Annotated in this window: 10 protein-coding genes; 6 read left to right on the forward strand and 4 right to left on the reverse strand. The window is 53.3% G+C overall.

What is annotated here, in order from left to right; genetic code table 11:
- Nucleotides 1-129 precede the first annotated feature (129 nt).
- Genes ACWAU4_RS10965 through ACWAU4_RS10975 form a run of 3 tightly spaced genes read left to right on the forward strand, consistent with a single transcriptional unit; the run spans nucleotide 130 to nucleotide 5,978 of the window.
- The gene (locus ACWAU4_RS10965) at nucleotides 130-1,386 is read left to right on the forward strand and encodes an efflux RND transporter periplasmic adaptor subunit (protein WP_391570463.1); all 1,257 of its coding nucleotides are present in this window, start codon (nucleotides 130-132) and stop codon (nucleotides 1,384-1,386) included.
- Nucleotides 1,387-4,527: an efflux RND transporter permease subunit gene (locus ACWAU4_RS10970; protein ID WP_096141745.1), complete on the forward strand. Its 3,141-nt coding sequence runs from the start codon at nucleotides 1,387-1,389 to the stop codon at nucleotides 4,525-4,527.
- Nucleotides 4,524-5,978, forward strand: a complete 1,455-nt coding sequence (locus ACWAU4_RS10975; protein ID WP_243756859.1) for an efflux transporter outer membrane subunit — start codon at nucleotides 4,524-4,526, stop codon at nucleotides 5,976-5,978. The genes ACWAU4_RS10970 and ACWAU4_RS10975 overlap by 4 nt, the downstream gene beginning before the upstream one ends.
- Nucleotides 5,979-5,997: 19 nt before the next feature.
- On the opposite strand, the gene ACWAU4_RS10980 is transcribed toward ACWAU4_RS10975, so the two are convergent.
- The 3 genes from ACWAU4_RS10980 to ACWAU4_RS10990 all read right to left on the reverse strand — a co-directional run bounded on the left by ACWAU4_RS10980 (nucleotide 5,998) and on the right by ACWAU4_RS10990 (nucleotide 9,731).
- The gene (locus ACWAU4_RS10980) at nucleotides 5,998-6,693 is read right to left on the reverse strand and encodes a tRNA/rRNA methyltransferase (RefSeq protein ID WP_044734462.1); all 696 of its coding nucleotides are present in this window, start codon (nucleotides 6,691-6,693) and stop codon (nucleotides 5,998-6,000) included.
- Nucleotides 6,694-6,829: 136 nt separating this feature from the next.
- Nucleotides 6,830-7,375 (reverse strand): serine protease inhibitor ecotin, encoded by a 546-nt coding sequence (gene eco, locus ACWAU4_RS10985; RefSeq protein WP_208126005.1) that lies wholly within the window; start codon nucleotides 7,373-7,375, stop codon nucleotides 6,830-6,832.
- A gap of 292 nt (nucleotides 7,376-7,667) precedes the next feature.
- A complete protein-coding gene (locus tag ACWAU4_RS10990) occupies nucleotides 7,668-9,731 on the reverse strand; it encodes a PhoX family protein (protein WP_208126007.1) in 2,064 nt (687 codons plus the stop codon).
- Between the two features lie 257 nt (nucleotides 9,732-9,988).
- Here ACWAU4_RS10990 and ACWAU4_RS10995 point away from each other — a divergent pair, with 257 nt between their 5' ends.
- From ACWAU4_RS10995 to ACWAU4_RS11005, 3 genes are all read left to right on the forward strand, one after another.
- Nucleotides 9,989-11,107 (forward strand): cation diffusion facilitator family transporter, encoded by a 1,119-nt coding sequence (locus ACWAU4_RS10995; RefSeq protein ID WP_208126009.1) that lies wholly within the window; start codon nucleotides 9,989-9,991, stop codon nucleotides 11,105-11,107.
- Between the two features lie 13 nt (nucleotides 11,108-11,120).
- A complete protein-coding gene (locus ACWAU4_RS11000; protein ID WP_025009721.1) occupies nucleotides 11,121-11,558 on the forward strand; it encodes a MarR family winged helix-turn-helix transcriptional regulator in 438 nt (145 codons plus the stop codon).
- A 409-nt stretch (nucleotides 11,559-11,967) separates the two neighbouring features.
- The gene (locus ACWAU4_RS11005; protein ID WP_208126011.1) at nucleotides 11,968-13,593 is read left to right on the forward strand and encodes a phosphoethanolamine transferase; all 1,626 of its coding nucleotides are present in this window, start codon (nucleotides 11,968-11,970) and stop codon (nucleotides 13,591-13,593) included.
- Between the two features lie 87 nt (nucleotides 13,594-13,680).
- On the opposite strand, the gene ACWAU4_RS11010 is transcribed toward ACWAU4_RS11005, so the two are convergent.
- Nucleotides 13,681-16,383 carry a bifunctional acetate--CoA ligase family protein/GNAT family N-acetyltransferase gene (locus ACWAU4_RS11010; protein WP_208126013.1) on the reverse strand — a complete coding sequence of 901 codons (2,703 nt, stop codon included), beginning with the start codon at nucleotides 16,381-16,383 and terminating at the stop codon, nucleotides 13,681-13,683.
- Between the last annotated feature and the right edge of the window lie 24 nt (nucleotides 16,384-16,407).

The following is a 16,407-nucleotide window of genomic DNA, read 5'->3' on the forward strand; positions in this document are numbered from 1 at the left end:
AGCTTTCCCTTAATAATAGTCGGGAATTGACACGCAGCTTCAAGGACTTACACTGGTAAATGAACAACCTGTCGCCAAACGTCGGGGTGTTTAACAATCAGGATCTCCCATTGAACGCTGGAAGCTGCTATGTCCTCTGTCTTTGCTGCGCTAATGACCGTCTTCGCCCGAAAGGGTTCAAATGCATCGCTTTTCTCTATGCCACTGCTTATCGTCAGTGGCTTTTTATTGCTCGGTTGTGACCCCGAACCCGTTGCCATCACGCCCAAACTGGTGGTGGTGGAAGAGGTCAGACAGGCGACTGTGCCTGTCTACGGTAATTATGTCGGTATCACCAAGGCCTCTTTGGATGTGGAGGTCAGGGCCCGCGTCGATGGCTTTGTCGAGGAGCGGCTCTTTACCGAGGGCAGCGCGGTCAATGCCGGCGATATCTTGTATAAGATAGATAACAAGCCCTATAACGCTGTGGTTAATCGACTCAAGGCCAACGTCGAGTCGCAGCAGGCGATACTGGAAAAGGCGCAGCGGGATGTGAAGCGTCTGAAACCCCTCTATGAGCAGGATGCCGCCAGTCAGCTGGATTATGACAATGCCCTGTCGGCGTTGGCGCAGGCCAAGTCGGCCCTGGCCGCCGGCCATGCCGAGCTGGAAGAAGCGCTGCTGGAACTCAGTTATACCGAGATAAGAGCGCCAATCGCAGGTCTGGTCAGCCGCTCCGAGGTGGATATCGGCGCTTTGGTCGGCAGTCAGGGGCAATCGCTGCTGACACGGGTGAAGCAGGTGAATCCCATCTATGTGAATTTCAATATGTCGGCGCTGGATTACCTCAATGCCAGGCGGCGAATGACCAGTTACAACCAACAGCAGGAAGCGGAAACTGAAGGCAAGGCGGTTGAAGGCTTTGTGCGTATCACCTTACCGGACAACAGTGATTATCGCTATTTGGGTAACGTCAGTTTTACCGATCCCCAGGTCAATTCCAGCACAGGTACCTTTGAGGTGAGGGCGGTACTGCCCAATCCGGACAAGGAGTTATTGCCGGGTCAATACACCAATGTCAGGATCAAACTCAGTGAGATAGACAATGCCATAGTGATCCCGCAGCGTTCGACTCAGGTGGATCAGGGCGGTGTCTATGTGATGGTGGTGATGCCGGACAATAAGGTTGAGCGGCGCTTTATCGTGATTGAATACCAGGGCCCGGAAGGCGTGGTGGTCAAAAGCGGTCTCAACGCCGGTGAACGAGTGATAGTCGAAGGCATGCACCGTGTGCGTCATGGCCAACTGGCCGAGCCGCTGGATGCCAAAGAGTATCAAAAGCGGCTCGACGAGCAGGAAAAGAAAGAGGCGCTGGAGCAGCAATCAAAAGAACAGGAGCGTAAGTAAATGGCTCAGTTCTTTATCGGACGGCCGGTATTCTCGGCTGTTATCAGTATCGTTATCGTGCTCCTGGGCTTGATAGCCATGTTCCAGCTGCCGGTGGATCAATATCCCTATATCACGCCGCCGCAGGTGAGTATCTCAGCCTCTTATCCGGGGGCAGCTTCCACTACAGCCGCCGAGTCTGTGGCAACACCGCTGGAGCAGCAGGTCAACGGTGTGCCCAATATGATCTATATGAGCTCCAAGAGCACCAATTCCGGCAGCACCAATGTCACCATTACCTTTGATGTGGGCACCAGTCCGGATCTGGCGGCGGTGGATGTGCAGAATGCCACTCAGCAGGCCATCGATAGCTTGCCTATCGATGTACAGACCGCCGGGGTGTCAGTCTCCAAGGATTCCTCGGTGGAACTGCTCAAGCTGTCATTGACCTCCAAAGATCCCCGTTTCGATGAGATTTACCTCTCCAACTACGCCTCCATCAATATCGAATCGGCACTGAGAAGGATCCCCGGCGTTGGCCGGGTTCGTAACACAGGCGCTCGCAGTTATGCCATGCGGGTGTGGTTGCGCCCGGATGCCTTGGCCGGTCACAGCCTGACTACCACAGATGTTATCGATGCCATCAAGGCACAAAACAAGGAAACTCCGGCTGGTACCGTGGGTACCCAACCCAACACTAGCGCCTTGAGCCAAACCTTGCCGATAACCGCCAGCGGACGTCTGTCCAGTGTCAGGGAATTTGAGGAAATCATAGTTCGCGCCAATCCCGACGGCTCGCTCATTCGCTTGCGTGACATTGCCAGAGTAGAACTGGGGTCTTCGGCTTATACCTTGCAATCACAACTCAATGGGGAAAACGCCACCATCTTGCAGGTGTATTTGCTGCCCGGTGCCAATGCCCTTGAGGTGACCCGTAAGGTCAAGGAAACCATGGCCGAACTCGCAACCAAGTTCCCAAGCGGTATGGACTGGCAGGTGTTTTACGATGCTTCTGTGTTTATCGAAGAGTCTATCGATGAGGTAGTGCAGACCCTGATCGAAGCCCTGGTGTTGGTGGTGTTGGTGGTGTACCTGTTTTTGCAGAACCTGCGGGCGACCCTTATCCCGGCGATCGCGGTACCTGTCTCTTTGATAGGAACGCTGGCCGCCATGCTGGCCTTCGGTTTTACCATCAATACAGTAAGCCTACTGGCATTGGTTTTGGCCATTGGTATTGTGGTTGACGATGCCATTGTGGTGGTGGAAAACGTCGAGCGACTTATCAATGAAAAGGGCATGAGCCCGATGGCGGCAACCCGCAGCGCCATGAAAGAGTTATCCGGAGCCCTGATAGCGACCAGTTTGGTGCTGTGCGCCGTGTTTGTTCCTGTGTCCTTCCTTGCCGGTATCACAGGTATTATGTATCGGGAATTTGCTGTCGCCATTGCTGTGGCCGTGCTGATCTCGACAGTGGTGGCATTGACCCTTAGTCCGGCACTTTGCGCCTTGTTGTTGCGTCCGGGCGATGCGGCCAAGAGCGGTTTCTTCTTCTGGCTCAACAACCGCCTCTCCAAATTGACCGACAAATACGTATCCCTGGTAGGTGTAGCCAACAAACATGCGCGGCGCAGTTACCTGGTGTTTGGCGCCATGGTGGTGGCGGTTTGGTACATTATGAGCCACTTGCCATCGAGCTTTATGCCGGATGAGGACCAAGGGCGTTTCTTTATTGATATGACATTGCCGGCCGGAGCGACGGTCAACCGCACCCAAAAGGTACTCAAGATTGCCGAGCGCCATGTGCTGGCCCATCCTGCGGTAGCCTGGTCCTTCACCCTGGCCGGTGAAAACCGCCGCTCGGGTTCGAATCAGGCCAACGGCCAGTTTGAAGTGGTCCTCAAGCCCTGGGCGGAGCGGGAGCAAAGCCAGGCCACAGTGCAGAAGGTGATGAAAGAGCTGAAACATGAACTCAGCCAGGTATTGCAGGCAGAGTTCAACCTCTACCTGCCATCGGCCGTGCCCGGTTTGGGGAACGGCTCCGGGGTTGAAATGGTGCTGCAGGATACTTCGGGAACCAATTTCAAGGGGCTGATGGAAACCAGCAACGAATTGGTGGAGCAGCTCAAACAACAACCGGAAGTCGCGGCAGCGGCCATGTCGCTGCAGGGTTCCATTCCGCAGATGTATCTCTCGGTCAACGAAGCCAAGGCTATGGCTATCGGGGTGGATGTGGCCGATCTTTACAGCACTATCAAGACCTTTACCGATTCCTCCGTAGTCAATGATTTCAATCTGTTTGGCCGGGTGTATAAGGTCAGGGTTCAGGCCGAGGACAGTTATCGCCAGTTCCCCCAGCAGATCAAAGATTATTATGTCCGGTCATCCAATGGTGTCATGGTGCCTATCGGAGTTCTGGCCGACTATGAATACACTGTGGGGCCGGCGGCTGTGACTCACTACAATCTGTTCTCCAGTGCTTCCATCAACGTCACTCCGGCAGCCGGGTATGCTTCAGGTGATGTGATAAAAGCAATCAACAGAGTAGCTAAGCCCATGCTGCCGCCCGAATTCAAGTACGAATGGACCGGGCTTACCTTCCAGGAAGTACGCTCGGCCAACCAGACCAGTATCGCCATTACGCTGGCTTTGGTGTTTGTATTCCTGTTTTTGGCGGCGCTGTATGAGAGTTGGACCATTCCTGTGGCCGTGCTGCTTATTGCTCCGGTCGCCATGCTGGGAGCCTCTTTGGCAACACTGCTCAGTGGTATGCAGAGTAATCTCTTCTTCCAGGTCGCCTTTATCGCCCTCATCGGGATGGCAGCCAAAAACTCGATTTTGATTGTCGAGTTCGCCAATCAACTGCACCGGGAGGGCCGTTCAAGACTGGAGGCGGCAATGGAAGCCGCCGCGATGCGCTTCAGGCCGATTTTGATGACCTCCATGGCCTTTATTCTCGGTGTCTTGCCACTGGTGTTATCGGCCGGACCCGGCTCAGTCAGTCGCCACTCGGTATCTATTCCTATCCTCGGCGGCATGGTGCTGGCGACCAGCATAGGGATTATACTGGTGCCGCTGTTCTTTGTGACCACAGCCGGTTGGGTTCGCGCCAAGGTTAAGGGTGATTCGGCAAGCCAAAAGCCGGCAACGGAGGAAGGCTTATGATGACCGGAGTATTAGCCATGAGCCAAGAGAAGCCGAACAAGAGCCTTGTCAGCTGCAAACGCACTAGACCGGCGCTAGTCGCTTTGATACTTTCCTTGGGCCTTTGGGGCTGCACTCTGGGGCCTGATTATCAGCGCCCCGAGCTCAACATGCCGGCGCAGTTTGATAAGACGCTGCCGCAAGTAGAGTCCAATGAAGCCGTTAAGGATGAATGGCAGACGTTTTTCCTCAATCCCGAACTGCAGGCGCTTATTCGTCAGGCGCTGGGAAACAATATCGACCTGGCGATGATGCAGAGCAGGCTGCGAGCCGCCAGAGCCGAAGGGCGGGTGGTCGATGCGGCCCTGTGGCCCGAACTTGGGCTGGAGTTTGAAGCCAAACGGTCGCTTAGCAGCGCCATTACCAATAAAGATCCCAGTGCCAAGACAGCCTTGGGCCTTAACGGGGTCGCTTCATGGGAGCTGGATATCTGGGGCGCCAATCGCCGGGCCAGTGAGGCGGCGCTTGCCAATACTCTGTCGCAGGCAGAGCTGCTTGAGGCATCCAAAATCAGCCTTATCAGTGATATCGCCACCGCCTTTTACGAGCTGACCGATATAGAGCAAAGACTTAAGATCTCCCGGGAAACGGCTCAGATCCGCGCCAAGGAACTGCAGCTGGCTAAGCTCAGGCGGGCCAACGGGATGATCTCGGGTCTCGATGTACACCAGGCGGAAGTGGAATATCAAACCGCCATGGTGACCTTGCCTCAGCTCGAATATGACAGCAAGGCCAAACGTAATCAGTTGCTTATCTTACTGGGGGCTTACGATCACCCCTTGCCAGAGCTTCCCAAACTGGTGAGCAGTGAATTTCCCGAATCTCTGGCGGTTGGGGTGCCTTCACAGCTACTGTCGCGCCGCCCGGATGTACGCGCCAGCGAGCTGGCTCTGGTAGCAGCCACGGCCGGGGTCGGGGTAGCCAAGAGTGCTTTCTTCCCCGGGTTTACCATTACTGCCGAATATGGTCGCGAATCCAATAACCTGGATAACCTTTTCAGCTCAAAGGGGCTCACCTGGTCGCTGCTCGGTGGGATCACGGCGCCAATTTTCAATGCCGGCAAGATAAGCGCCGAATATGAGATAGCCAACGAGGCGCAGGTACAGGCAATGCTTGCTTATCGTAGCACGGTATTGAACGCCTATATGGAAGTACGCAATGCGATGAATGATTATCAGAGAACGCAGCAGGCTCTGATAGAGCAGCAACGCTTGCTCGATGCTTCCTCTGAGTATGTGCGCTTGGCGCGGCTCAGATACAAGAACGGTGTTGCTACTTCACTCGATTTGATGGATGCCCAGCGCCAACGCTTCAGCGCCGAGCTTTCGTTGAGCGAGTCAAAACGCGATAAGTTGCTGGCTATGATAGCCCTATACCGCGCCCTGCGTGGCGGCGCACCGGCAAAGAGTTAACCCAGGGAACACAGTAACTTCAGTCGAGTTTCTTGAGTATATCGCCCAGCAGTTGGTGGGCCATTTTGGCGTCTCTGTCACTGAGGCGAGAGAGGCTCTCATTCAACCACAGGCTTAACTTGGCATCATCGGCGGCATCGACTCGCTCCAGCAGAGTGGTGGCTTTTTGTTTGAGGGCGCTGAGTTGTGCCAACGGCGATTGAGCACTTTTTAGCCCCAGGCTGCCATCGGCACAAGCCAAAGCCTGACCCAGAGCGTAGGAATAGACCATCACGGCTTGCGCCAGATTGAGGGAAGGGTATTCGGTGGCCAGTGGTACGTAGCTGAGCAAGTCACAAATTGCCAAGTCGGCGTTACTCAGGCCGCTGGCCTCACAGCCAAAGACGATGGCGGTGCGCTTCACCTGTTCCTGCTGATGACTCAGTTGTTCGCCGAGTTCTGCCGGGCTTAAATAGTGTCGTGGGCTGCCGCGCTCTCTTGCTGTGGTGGCCACCATAAGCTCAAACTCTTCTCTGAGCTCATCCAGGCTGGCCACTTCACGGATGTTGTCCAGTATGTCCTCGGCGCCGCAGGCGACCCAGGCCGCTTCCTCTTCCCGGTGAGCTTGCGAATTCACCACAATGAGTTCATTGAACCCTTGGGTCTTGATTGCGCGGGCAGCAGCGCCAACATTGGCGGCGCGAGCAGGGGAGACGAGTACAAAGCTGAGTTTCATCCGAAAAAAGGCTCTAAAGGAAAACTGCAGCGATTATAAGGTTCTGCAATCGAGAATAAAGCAAAAAAGCTGCAACCGGCCGGGAAAAGGTTTGTTGCAGCTCTATTTGAGCAGCCAGAAGGCTTAAGGCACTGTGTTACTTGGAATAATTGAACACTGTTTCGGCCCGCCACACCCGGTAGCGCAGCTCGGCATCTTTAGGCAGATAGATAACCATAGGCAACTTGCTGTTATATCTCAGCTTGTATTCACCCGGAATGCGAACAAACTCTTCATGCTTGGCCTTATCGAAGCAGGCCATCATGGTCGAGCGTCCCGGGCCAATTTCATCCAACTCCCAATAGGTGTAACCCCAACCTTTGAGATCCATCTGCTTCAGCTCGCCCATCAGGCCGTGCTTGTTGCAGTCGACCATCTGGGTTTGGCCCACCTGAATTTCAACCATGTAGTCGTCTTCGTTTTCCAATTGGGGCAGGGTCAGTATGTGTTGCACCATGCCTTCTTTGGGAGCGGGGAACATCTTGCTGCTATCCTGCGGCTGATAGCTGTTGGCATCAAATTGGTTTTCAGTAATCATGTTCTGATTGTATCCCTGTGGATGCGGCGGGCTGACTGCCAAAACCTGGGCAGATAACAAAGCGGAAGCGATAAGTGCCAGTTTCAGTTTGCCGGACTTAAGCATAGGTTTTCTCCTTATGGGCCCGCTATGGGCTGAAATCAATTATTGGATTGGCGCTGTGTATGATTGCGCTTCTGTAGAGTTAAACGGCCAGCTTCTGAGAAAGGGTTATTTATTTTCAAAAAAATCATAAATAATTTTGTATTGCTATACAAATCAAAATAATACCAGCTATGTGCTTGCTCTTAATTCAAGTTATCGAGAGGCAAAACGCCCACCAGGTTCAGCCTGGCGGGCGTTGTCAGTTCAGGCCGATTCGTGTGAACCGGCTGTTCGTTTAAACACAGCTGTTTATTTAAATGCCGACTTCACCACCATCGACTTTGCGCAGTACCACGGTCGCTGCCCTCGGACGTATGCTGGTGCCGATGGGTGTTTCCTCGGCGGCATTGGCCGATACCGGCCAATTCCCCGGGTGCTGGATATTGGCAAATACCGAAGTGTAGTCCGGCGAGATAGCAAAGCCTGTGACTTCACAGCCATTGGGGCCGACGAAGAAGCGCTTCAGCTCGGTTTGATTGTCGGCGGTAACTGTCAGAGGCTTGCCGTCGCCATCGACCATCTTGGATGGCACTATTGCCAGCATCTGGTCGTTGGTGTGCTCAGTCACCTCTTTGGCGCCATTATCTGTCTGGATCCACAGAATACCGCGGGCATCGAACGCCAGGCCGTCCGGGCTGGCCAACTGGTTAAGTTCAGTCAGGCCGGAGAGGTTGGTGGCATCGTCACCGTCGGCCGGAGAACCGAACAGGAAGATATCCCAGCTAAACTCGGTATCACTGGCACCTTCATCCCAGCGGATGATATGGCCAAAGTTGTTTTTAAGCCTTGGGTTGGCGGCGTTGGCTTCTGTCCGCTTGGAATTGTTGGTCAGGGTCAGATAGACACTGCCGGTGAAAGGATCCACCACACACCACTCGGGTCTGTCCATTGGTGTCGCGCCAACCAAATCGGCGGCGCCGGCGGTATTGATGATGATATCTGCCTGGCTGGCAAATGTATCGGCCAGGGTCTTGCCGTCCTTTGTCATGGCATCCATGGTCAGCGGCAACCATTCACCTACGCCACCTTCGTTAAACTTGGCCACATACAGGGTACCTTCATCCATGTACTTGGCACCGGTTGCCAGGCGGTTGCTGCTGTCTGCATCCTCGGGATCCCAAAGCGCCGCCGAAACAAACTTGTACAGATATTCGAAGCGCGAGTCATGGCCCGAATAGAATACCAGTGGTTTGCCTTCGGTCAGCTTGCCGTAGGCGCAGCCTTCATGACGGAAACGCCCCAGGGCTGTGCGTTTGACTGCGCGGGAGTTGGGATTGTAGGGGTCGACTTCGACGATATAACCATAGCCGTTATCTTCATTGCGATAGTCATACATGGCATCGCTGGCCTTGGGGGTGACATCGAAACGGGCAAATTCATCTAGGCGCTCTTCGGCATGACCGGCCAGATCGGCCCAGCCATAGCGGGTAGAACTGCTGCTGACACCGATACGGCTTTGGGCTTGAGTCATCTCGCCCTTATTGACGAAGTAGCCGGGCCAGTTCTCTTCGCAGGTGAGGTAAGTCCCCCAAGGGGTATAACCGTTACCACAGTTGTTCAGGGTGCCGCGGGTCTGGCTGCCATCAGGCGAGAAGGCGGTTACGACTTTGTCTGTGTAGGCTACCGGGCCGCTGAGATCCATGGTGGAAGCACCGGTGAAGCGGCGATTGTGTTTGTCGTCCTTGACTACTTCCCAGCTGCCGTCGTTAAGCTTGATGCGTACCACTGTCATGCCGTGAGCATTGATCTCTTTACGGACTTCATCGACCAGGGTTCTCAGGCCGGTATCGGCATCCTTAGTCGGGCCGTTGGGGTGCAGGGCATCTGGTTCAATATATTCATGGTTGATACACAAGAGGCCATCGGTTCCGGCTTCATTAAGCGGGAAGAAATGCATGCCGTCGTGGTTTTGACCCACAGAGTTGGCCTGATCCTGGGCGGTATTACTGCCATCAGCCTTCCAATCAGCCGCTTTACTGTTCAGCGGAGTCCCCCAGGGAGCCAGGACCTGAGCCCGGTAACCTTCAGGGATAACCACTGCATCAAGGCGAGAACCGGCTACCGACTCAAAACCGAGTGTAACACTGGATTGGCTGGGAGGAACCGGAGTAGGGGGCACAGGATCCGGTGTGCCAGAGGTGTTATTGTTGTCGGAACCACAGCCGGCAAGGCCGAAGCCGCCGAATGCAGTCAGGGCACTGACGCCCAAGCCACTTTTTACAAAATTGCGCCGGGAAAGGTGTTTATCCAGTACCTGGGCAAAAGGTTCGTTCTGACTCTTGTTATAACGCGTCGGATCGAAAGTCGCCTTGCTCATAAGATTTCACTCCGTGATCTTCTATCTCGTTATAGGAATTGCAAATGCGACGCAAAGACTAATGACGCCATATGACAGCCAGATAACTGAAAGGTGACACAAATAAGACATAATCCCCCGACTTTAGGATGAAGTTTGTTAATCCCATGGTCACACTTGTGATTTTTTGCAGTCGCAATGCTTGAAATTGTGTCAGGAAAAAGAGATATTTCGCCTATCAAATAGTTTGAACATCAAAATATAAAAGCAGGCTAACTATGAGTTCAGAGTTTCATACCACCACGCGCTGGCAGCATAATCATAACTTTACCCACCATAATGAGCAGGGAGAGAAGAGTACCAAGTGGGTGCTTTTGCTGACTGTGGTCACCATGGTGGCCGAGATTGTTGCCGGTACTATATACGGTTCCATGGCGTTGTTGGCCGATGGTTGGCATATGGGAACTCATGCCGCTGCATTTATGCTGACATTGTTTGCTTACTCTTACGCCAGGAAACATGCCAACAACCCCAGATTTGCCTTTGGTACCGGCAAGGTCAGCGTACTCGGTGGTTTTACCAGTGCGATTGCTCTCGGCTTGGTGGCACTGTTGATGTTGATAGAGTCCGGCTCCAGACTCCTGTATCCGGAAGATATTCATTTTGACCAGGCGATTCTGGTGGCCATCATAGGTTTAACCGTCAACATCGTCAGTGTATTTCTGCTCAAGGACCATCACGGTCACGATCATGGCCACAGTCATGGGCATAACCATGCACATAGCCATAGCCAGGCAGATAGCCACAAGCACGGACATGACCACAATCACAGCCATCACAGCGATCACGGACACCTGCATGTCCACGACCATGGTGATTCCCACGGACACAAAGATCATAATCTGCGCGCAGCCTATTTCCATGTATTGGCCGATGCCTTGACCTCCTTGTTGGCAATTGGCGCGCTGTTGGCCGGTAAATATTTCGGATTGAATTGGCTGGATCCCGTGATGGGCATTGTCGGAGCTGTTATCATCAGTCGCTGGGCTTGGGGACTTATCAGCCAGACCAGCCCCATTTTGCTTGACGCAGGTGTTGAAGCCGAGTTCAGTCGCAAGCTGGTGGAACGGATAGAAGCCGAAAAAGACCACAAGGTAACCGATATTCATGTGTGGCCGGTCAGCGCCGATCATCACGCAGCCATGATCTCTTTGGTGAGCCACGCTCCCCACAGTACCGACTATTATCATGAGTTGCTGGCGGATTTCAGTCGCATAGATCATCTGACCATTGAAGTCAATCAATGTGCCGACTGCGATAAAGCGGCGATGCCGAGAGCCAAAGAATGTGAGCAAGCGAGCCACACACAGACAGGACATCATCACCATCATCATTGAGGTGCCAGAATAGATGAAACAGCAACAGCGGCAGGATTCGCTGCAACAGTCAATCAACCACGCCATCATAGAGTTTTATGAGCGTCTGTCCTCATGGGAACAGAGCGTAGTCAGAGACCAAGGCGCTTCACTGGCGCAGATCCATACAGTGGAGATCCTGGGGGCTCACGGCCCTATGAAGATGAAGGAACTGGCGGAAAAGCTCGGTATTACCACAGGAACCCTGACCGTGCAGGTTGAACGTTTGGTTAAGGCGGGCCTGGCCGAACGTCAGCCGCTGGAAAATGACCGGCGCGCCATCCAGGTATCCTTAACCGAAAAGGGCGAGCAGATGTTTAAGGAGCATGATGCCCTGCATTTGCAGTTAACCCGAGAGATGACCGCGAAATTCAGTGACGCTGAGCTGGAGCAACTGCTTGGGTTCTTCAATCGGCTCAACAGCGAATTCTAATTGCGATTGTTTACCCTGATATAAAACCTCAAAGCGCCTTTAAAAGGCGCTTTCTTTTTCTTCGGAACATGGAAGAGCACAATAAAACTTGCCGTAATTTACTCTCAGAGACATTTTGGCGACTTCCGGTTTGCCAAGCTTAATGCGTCTCCAACTTACATTGCGGGACATTTGCATGCAAAGCGGCTCTTGAGTTATCAAGCGACTCTTTTAACCTTTTATACCGCAGTTTTAGCGTATGGTGCATCGCGAACTTTCCCATTGGCACAGAGTCTGAAAGCTTAATTCGGCCCCATGAGCGATGTCGGAACCGATAAGGGAACCTTAAGATAAAATTGTTATATTAACATTTAGTTAACCATAAGTTGAAATTGCTGAGCCTTGCATCAATTTTAACCGTCATTTAGGAATGAGTGTGTTGAATCCCATCTCTGTCAATCGCCTGACCTTTGTACTGGCACTGTATTTTGTGGCCGTGTTCAATGTGCCTTTTTTTACCATAGTCAAACAGGGGCTCGAGAACCAAGCGCATGTGGCTCCTTTGTTTGTGGCTACCATTCCCATCTTCTTGATCTCGGCTTTGGGGATACTGTTTTCCCTGTTCAGCTTTAAATATATTCTCAAACCTTTTTTTATTGTGCTGTTGCTGTGTTCATCGGGGGTATTTTTTGCCGCGTTCAAATATGGCGTAGTATTCGATACCGGCATGATAGAGAATACCTTTCAGACCAACAGCGCCGAGGCCTTGACCTATGTGAACTGGGCATCAATGTTAAATCTGCTGTTGACCGGGGTGCTGCCGGCAGTGCTCTTGTATCGTATCCAGATCGCCTATAAGCCCATAGGCAAGGAGCTGGTGTACAAGGCGCTGTACATCATAGCGAACATCCTCATCATAGTGGTGATAGCCTTTTTCTATATGCAGAACTATCTGGCTTTTGGTCGCAATAATGATGAAATCAAACGTTACATTGTGCCCACCTATTTTGTCGGCTCGGCGGCCAAATACATCAATCAGCACTACCTGCAAAAGCCGCTCGAATATCAAGAGTTGGGTACAGATGCCAAGCAGGTAAAACCAGCCGGGGAAACTAAACCCAGACTGATGGTGCTGGTGGTTGGTGAAACCGCCAGGGCGCAAAATTACCAATACTATGGCTATGACAGGCCAACCAATGTCTACACCAAGGCGATTTCACCGCTGATCTTCAGCGATGTCAGCTCTTGTGGCACGGCCACGGCAGTTTCTTTACCCTGTATGTTTTCCAGAATGAGCCGGGAAGATTATGACTCCCGCGCCGCCAAGGCTCAGGATACCGCTGTGGATGTGCTCAACCATGCCGGTGTGAAAGTACAGTGGTTTGATAACGACAGTGGCTGTAAAGGAGTGTGTGACAGGGTGGAAAACAAGCTGATAGCACTGAACGCCGATCCGAAGCTGTGCGATGGCCAGTTTTGTCAGGATCAGGTACTGCTTGATGAACTCAAACAAGCCTTGTTGCAGCCGAACAATGGCCAGGATCGGCTGATAGTGTTGCATATCATCGGCAGTCACGGACCTACCTATTATCTGCGCTATCCGGAACAATATCGCCGTTTTACCCCGGATTGCCAGCGCAGTGACATTCAAAACTGCAGCCGCGAGCAGCTCACCAATACCTATGACAACACGATTCTGTATACCGACTATATCGTCTCTCAGGTGGTCGAGCAGTTAAAGGGACGCAGTGGCGATTATGATACGGCAATGATGTACCTGTCCGATCACGGTGAATCCCTGGGCGAAAAAGGCATGTATCTGCATGGATCACCCTATGCCATAGCGCCGAGTGAACAAACCAGGGTGCCTTGGATGGCTTGGTTTTCCAAGCAATTCAAGCAGCAACTTGGGCTGAATGATGACTGCCTGGCAAAGGAAGCCGCCGCCAAGAGTGTTTCCCACGACAACCTGTTCGATACGCTGTTGGGGCTCTTCGATGTCAGCAGCAAGGTTTACCAGCCTGAGTTGGACTTGATTGCCCTTTGTCGCCGTTAAGCTAGTCTGCTCCAATTATCAAAAGAACCCGGCATTGGCCGGGTTCTTGGTTTTGAGGTGTGGTTGTTCACCTTCAATATAGAAGGGTTATGTGTCCTTGCCGGCCAGTTCCATGTGCATCTTGATCAGGTGTTCTTCCATATCAAAGGTGACAGTAAAGCCAAGACTCTTGGCGAGACTGGCCATATTGCGGTTCTCGAACATGGTGAAACCGGTTAACACCTGAGTGCCCGTGGTGCGGTAGTAGTTGATAAGCTTCTCCAGCAGCAACTTGCCAATACCGATCCCCTGATGGGAACTGCGAACCGCCATGGCAAATTCCGCTTCTGTGTTATCCGGATCGATAGAGGCTCGCACTGCACCCAAGGTTTCCTCTTCGCCGTTTTCATCTCTTATGGTGGCGATAAACGCCATCTCACGGGCGTAATCTATTTGGGTCAGTACCGCCATTTCTTCATGGGTCATACGCGAGCGTACCCCGAAATAGCGCTTGTATCTGTCTTCATCTGTCAGCGAGTTGTCAAAGTCCAGATGCTTGGGTTCATCTTCCGGCAGTATCGGCCGCAACATCACCTCAAGGCCGTTACGCAGTTTGGCTTTCTCTTCCAGCTCTTTGGGGTAGGGTTGAATCGCCAGTCGCCCGGCGTTATCCGTAACTTCCGGGTTAAGGCGCAGATTGACATCCAAGAGGGTAATTTTCTCGCCCGCCGCCAATACAGGATTAAGATCCAGGCTCTCGATTTCGGGGCAATCGATAATGAGCTGCGAAATCTGGGTCAACATCAGGCACAAGGCTCGCATATCCAAGCCTTGGGGTAAGTGACGATCGCGGATCTTTTGAGTCTTGAGCGCCTGGATCACCATATAACGTGCCAGTGCCATATTCAGTGGCGGCAAGGCGACGGCCGCATCCCGGGTGGGTTCCCACTCGGAGCCGCCTTCACCTAGCATGATGGCTGGGCCGAACACTGGGTCGTTGATTACCGCGACTCTGAGCTCCTGTGCGCCGGCGGTCAGCGCCATCTTTTGCACTATCATTCCTTCCACCGAGGCTGCAGGGTTGGAGGCGTGCACCCGTTCGACTATGGCCGCCGCGGCCTGATTGACCTCGGAAGCCGATGTGAGATTCAGCATTACCCCGTGAACGTCCGATTTATGCAAAATATCCGGTGATTGCACTTTCAATGCCACTGGATAACCCGCCTTATCGGCAATGGCCACGGCTTCGGCCGCATCCCTGGCAAACCAGGTATCTATGGTATCCAAGCCATAGGCGTTGAGTATGTTGCGGGCATCATGGGTTTCCAGTACCCGTTTGCCCTTGGCTATGGCTTGCTGCAACAGACTTCTCGCGGTAGTGCTGTCTGTTGGGATAGTGTCAGGTATAGATTGCGGCACTTCCTGCAGCAGTTTTTGGTTACGGCGATACTCCACCATATGCATAAAGGCGCGCACGGCGCCCTCGGGTGTGCGGTAAGTTGGGATCCCCGCCTTGGAAAAGTGTTTTCGAGCCCGGTAAGCGGCATCTTCACCGCTCCAGTTGGTTAAGATGCTCACCCGGTTACGTTTCGGGTGCTGTTTGATGGTGTCAATCAAGGCATCGGCTATGGTGACACTTTCGCCAAGGGCCGAAGGGGAGTGCAATACCAGGATGGCGTCCAGCTCATCACTGTCCATTAATACCGACAGCGCCTGGCTGTAACGCTCGGCGCCGGCATCACCTATGATGTCCACTGGGTTTTGCCCGGACCAGGTAGAGGGCAACAGCTGCGAGAGTTTCTCCACAGTGGTGTCGGACAACAGTGCTAGCTTGCCACCCTTGAGCACCAATTCATCCACCGCCAGCACGGCGGGACCGCCGCCATTTGATAAAATACACAGGCGCTCGCCATTGAGCGGGTTGAGGTGAGCCAGACTCTCGAGCGCTGCAAATAGCTCAACCAAGTCGGTGACCCGCAGCATACCGGCGCGGCGAAAGGCGGCCTCATATACGGCATCATTACCGGCAATGCCACCTGTGTGCAGTTTGGCGGCATTGCCACCCTCGGCGCTGCGGCCAGATTTGATCACCAAAATAGGTTTATGCCGGGCCGCGGCTCTGGCTGCCGACAGGAAGTGGCGCTTCTCATTGACCGAATCTATATAAAGCATGATGGCGCTGGTGCGGGAATCGCGGCCGAGAAAATCCAGCAGCTCATCGAAGTCTATGTCTGTGGCATCACCGAGGGAAATAAATGAGGAGAAGCCGATCCCTTTGTTGTTGGCCCAGTCGAGTACTGTGGTGCAGATGGCTGCAGACTGGGATACAAAGGCTATTTTGCCGGGCAGGGCACCGGCATGGGCCAGGCTGGCATTGAGTCCCTGGGGCGGCAACATCATCCCCAAACTGTTGGGGCCGAGTATCCGCATGCCGTAACGTCTGGCGTTGGCTTGAGTCAGTTCAAGCAGGTTTTCGCCTTGTTCGTTTAATTCATCGGCCATACCGGAGGCCATGATGATCGCCACTTTGCAGCCAAATTGTGCCAGGGTTTCCACTATCGCAGGTACGCTGGAGGCGCGGGTACAGATGATGGCCAGGTCAGGTTTGATCGGCAAAGACTCAATATTGGGATAGGCCAGCACGCCCATAACCGCGTTATACTTGGGCGTTACCGGCATAATTGGCCCGGCAAAGCCCCCCGAGAGCAGGTTTTTCATTACCACATTGCCCGCGCGCTTGTCGCGATTGGACGCGCCAATGACGGCGATGGACCCGGGTTTGAACAGCGTGTGCAGAGTACGTTGGCTCATGGATTTCCCTGTCGGCAAAGGACC

The sequence above is a fragment of the Shewanella sp. FeAMO genome, assembly GCF_053653955.1.

Excerpts from the sequence above, each read along its gene's own strand:
- ACWAU4_RS10965 (WP_391570463.1), top strand. The coding sequence starts at position 130 with ATGTCCTCTGTCTTTGCTGCGCTAATGACCGTCTTCGCCCGAAAGGGT.
- ACWAU4_RS10970 (WP_096141745.1), top strand. The coding sequence starts at position 1,387 with ATGGCTCAGTTCTTTATCGGACGGCCGGTATTCTCGGCTGTTATCAGT.
- ACWAU4_RS10975 (WP_243756859.1), top strand. The coding sequence starts at position 4,524 with ATGATGACCGGAGTATTAGCCATGAGCCAAGAGAAGCCGAACAAGAGC.
- ACWAU4_RS10980 (WP_044734462.1), bottom strand. The coding sequence starts at position 6,693 with ATGAAACTCAGCTTTGTACTCGTCTCCCCTGCTCGCGCCGCCAATGTT.
- eco (WP_208126005.1), bottom strand. The coding sequence starts at position 7,375 with ATGCTTAAGTCCGGCAAACTGAAACTGGCACTTATCGCTTCCGCTTTG.
- ACWAU4_RS10990 (WP_208126007.1), bottom strand. The coding sequence starts at position 9,731 with ATGAGCAAGGCGACTTTCGATCCGACGCGTTATAACAAGAGTCAGAAC.
- ACWAU4_RS10995 (WP_208126009.1), top strand. The coding sequence starts at position 9,989 with ATGAGTTCAGAGTTTCATACCACCACGCGCTGGCAGCATAATCATAAC.
- ACWAU4_RS11000 (WP_025009721.1), top strand. The coding sequence starts at position 11,121 with ATGAAACAGCAACAGCGGCAGGATTCGCTGCAACAGTCAATCAACCAC.
- ACWAU4_RS11005 (WP_208126011.1), top strand. The coding sequence starts at position 11,968 with ATGAGTGTGTTGAATCCCATCTCTGTCAATCGCCTGACCTTTGTACTG.
- ACWAU4_RS11010 (WP_208126013.1), bottom strand. The coding sequence starts at position 16,383 with ATGAGCCAACGTACTCTGCACACGCTGTTCAAACCCGGGTCCATCGCC.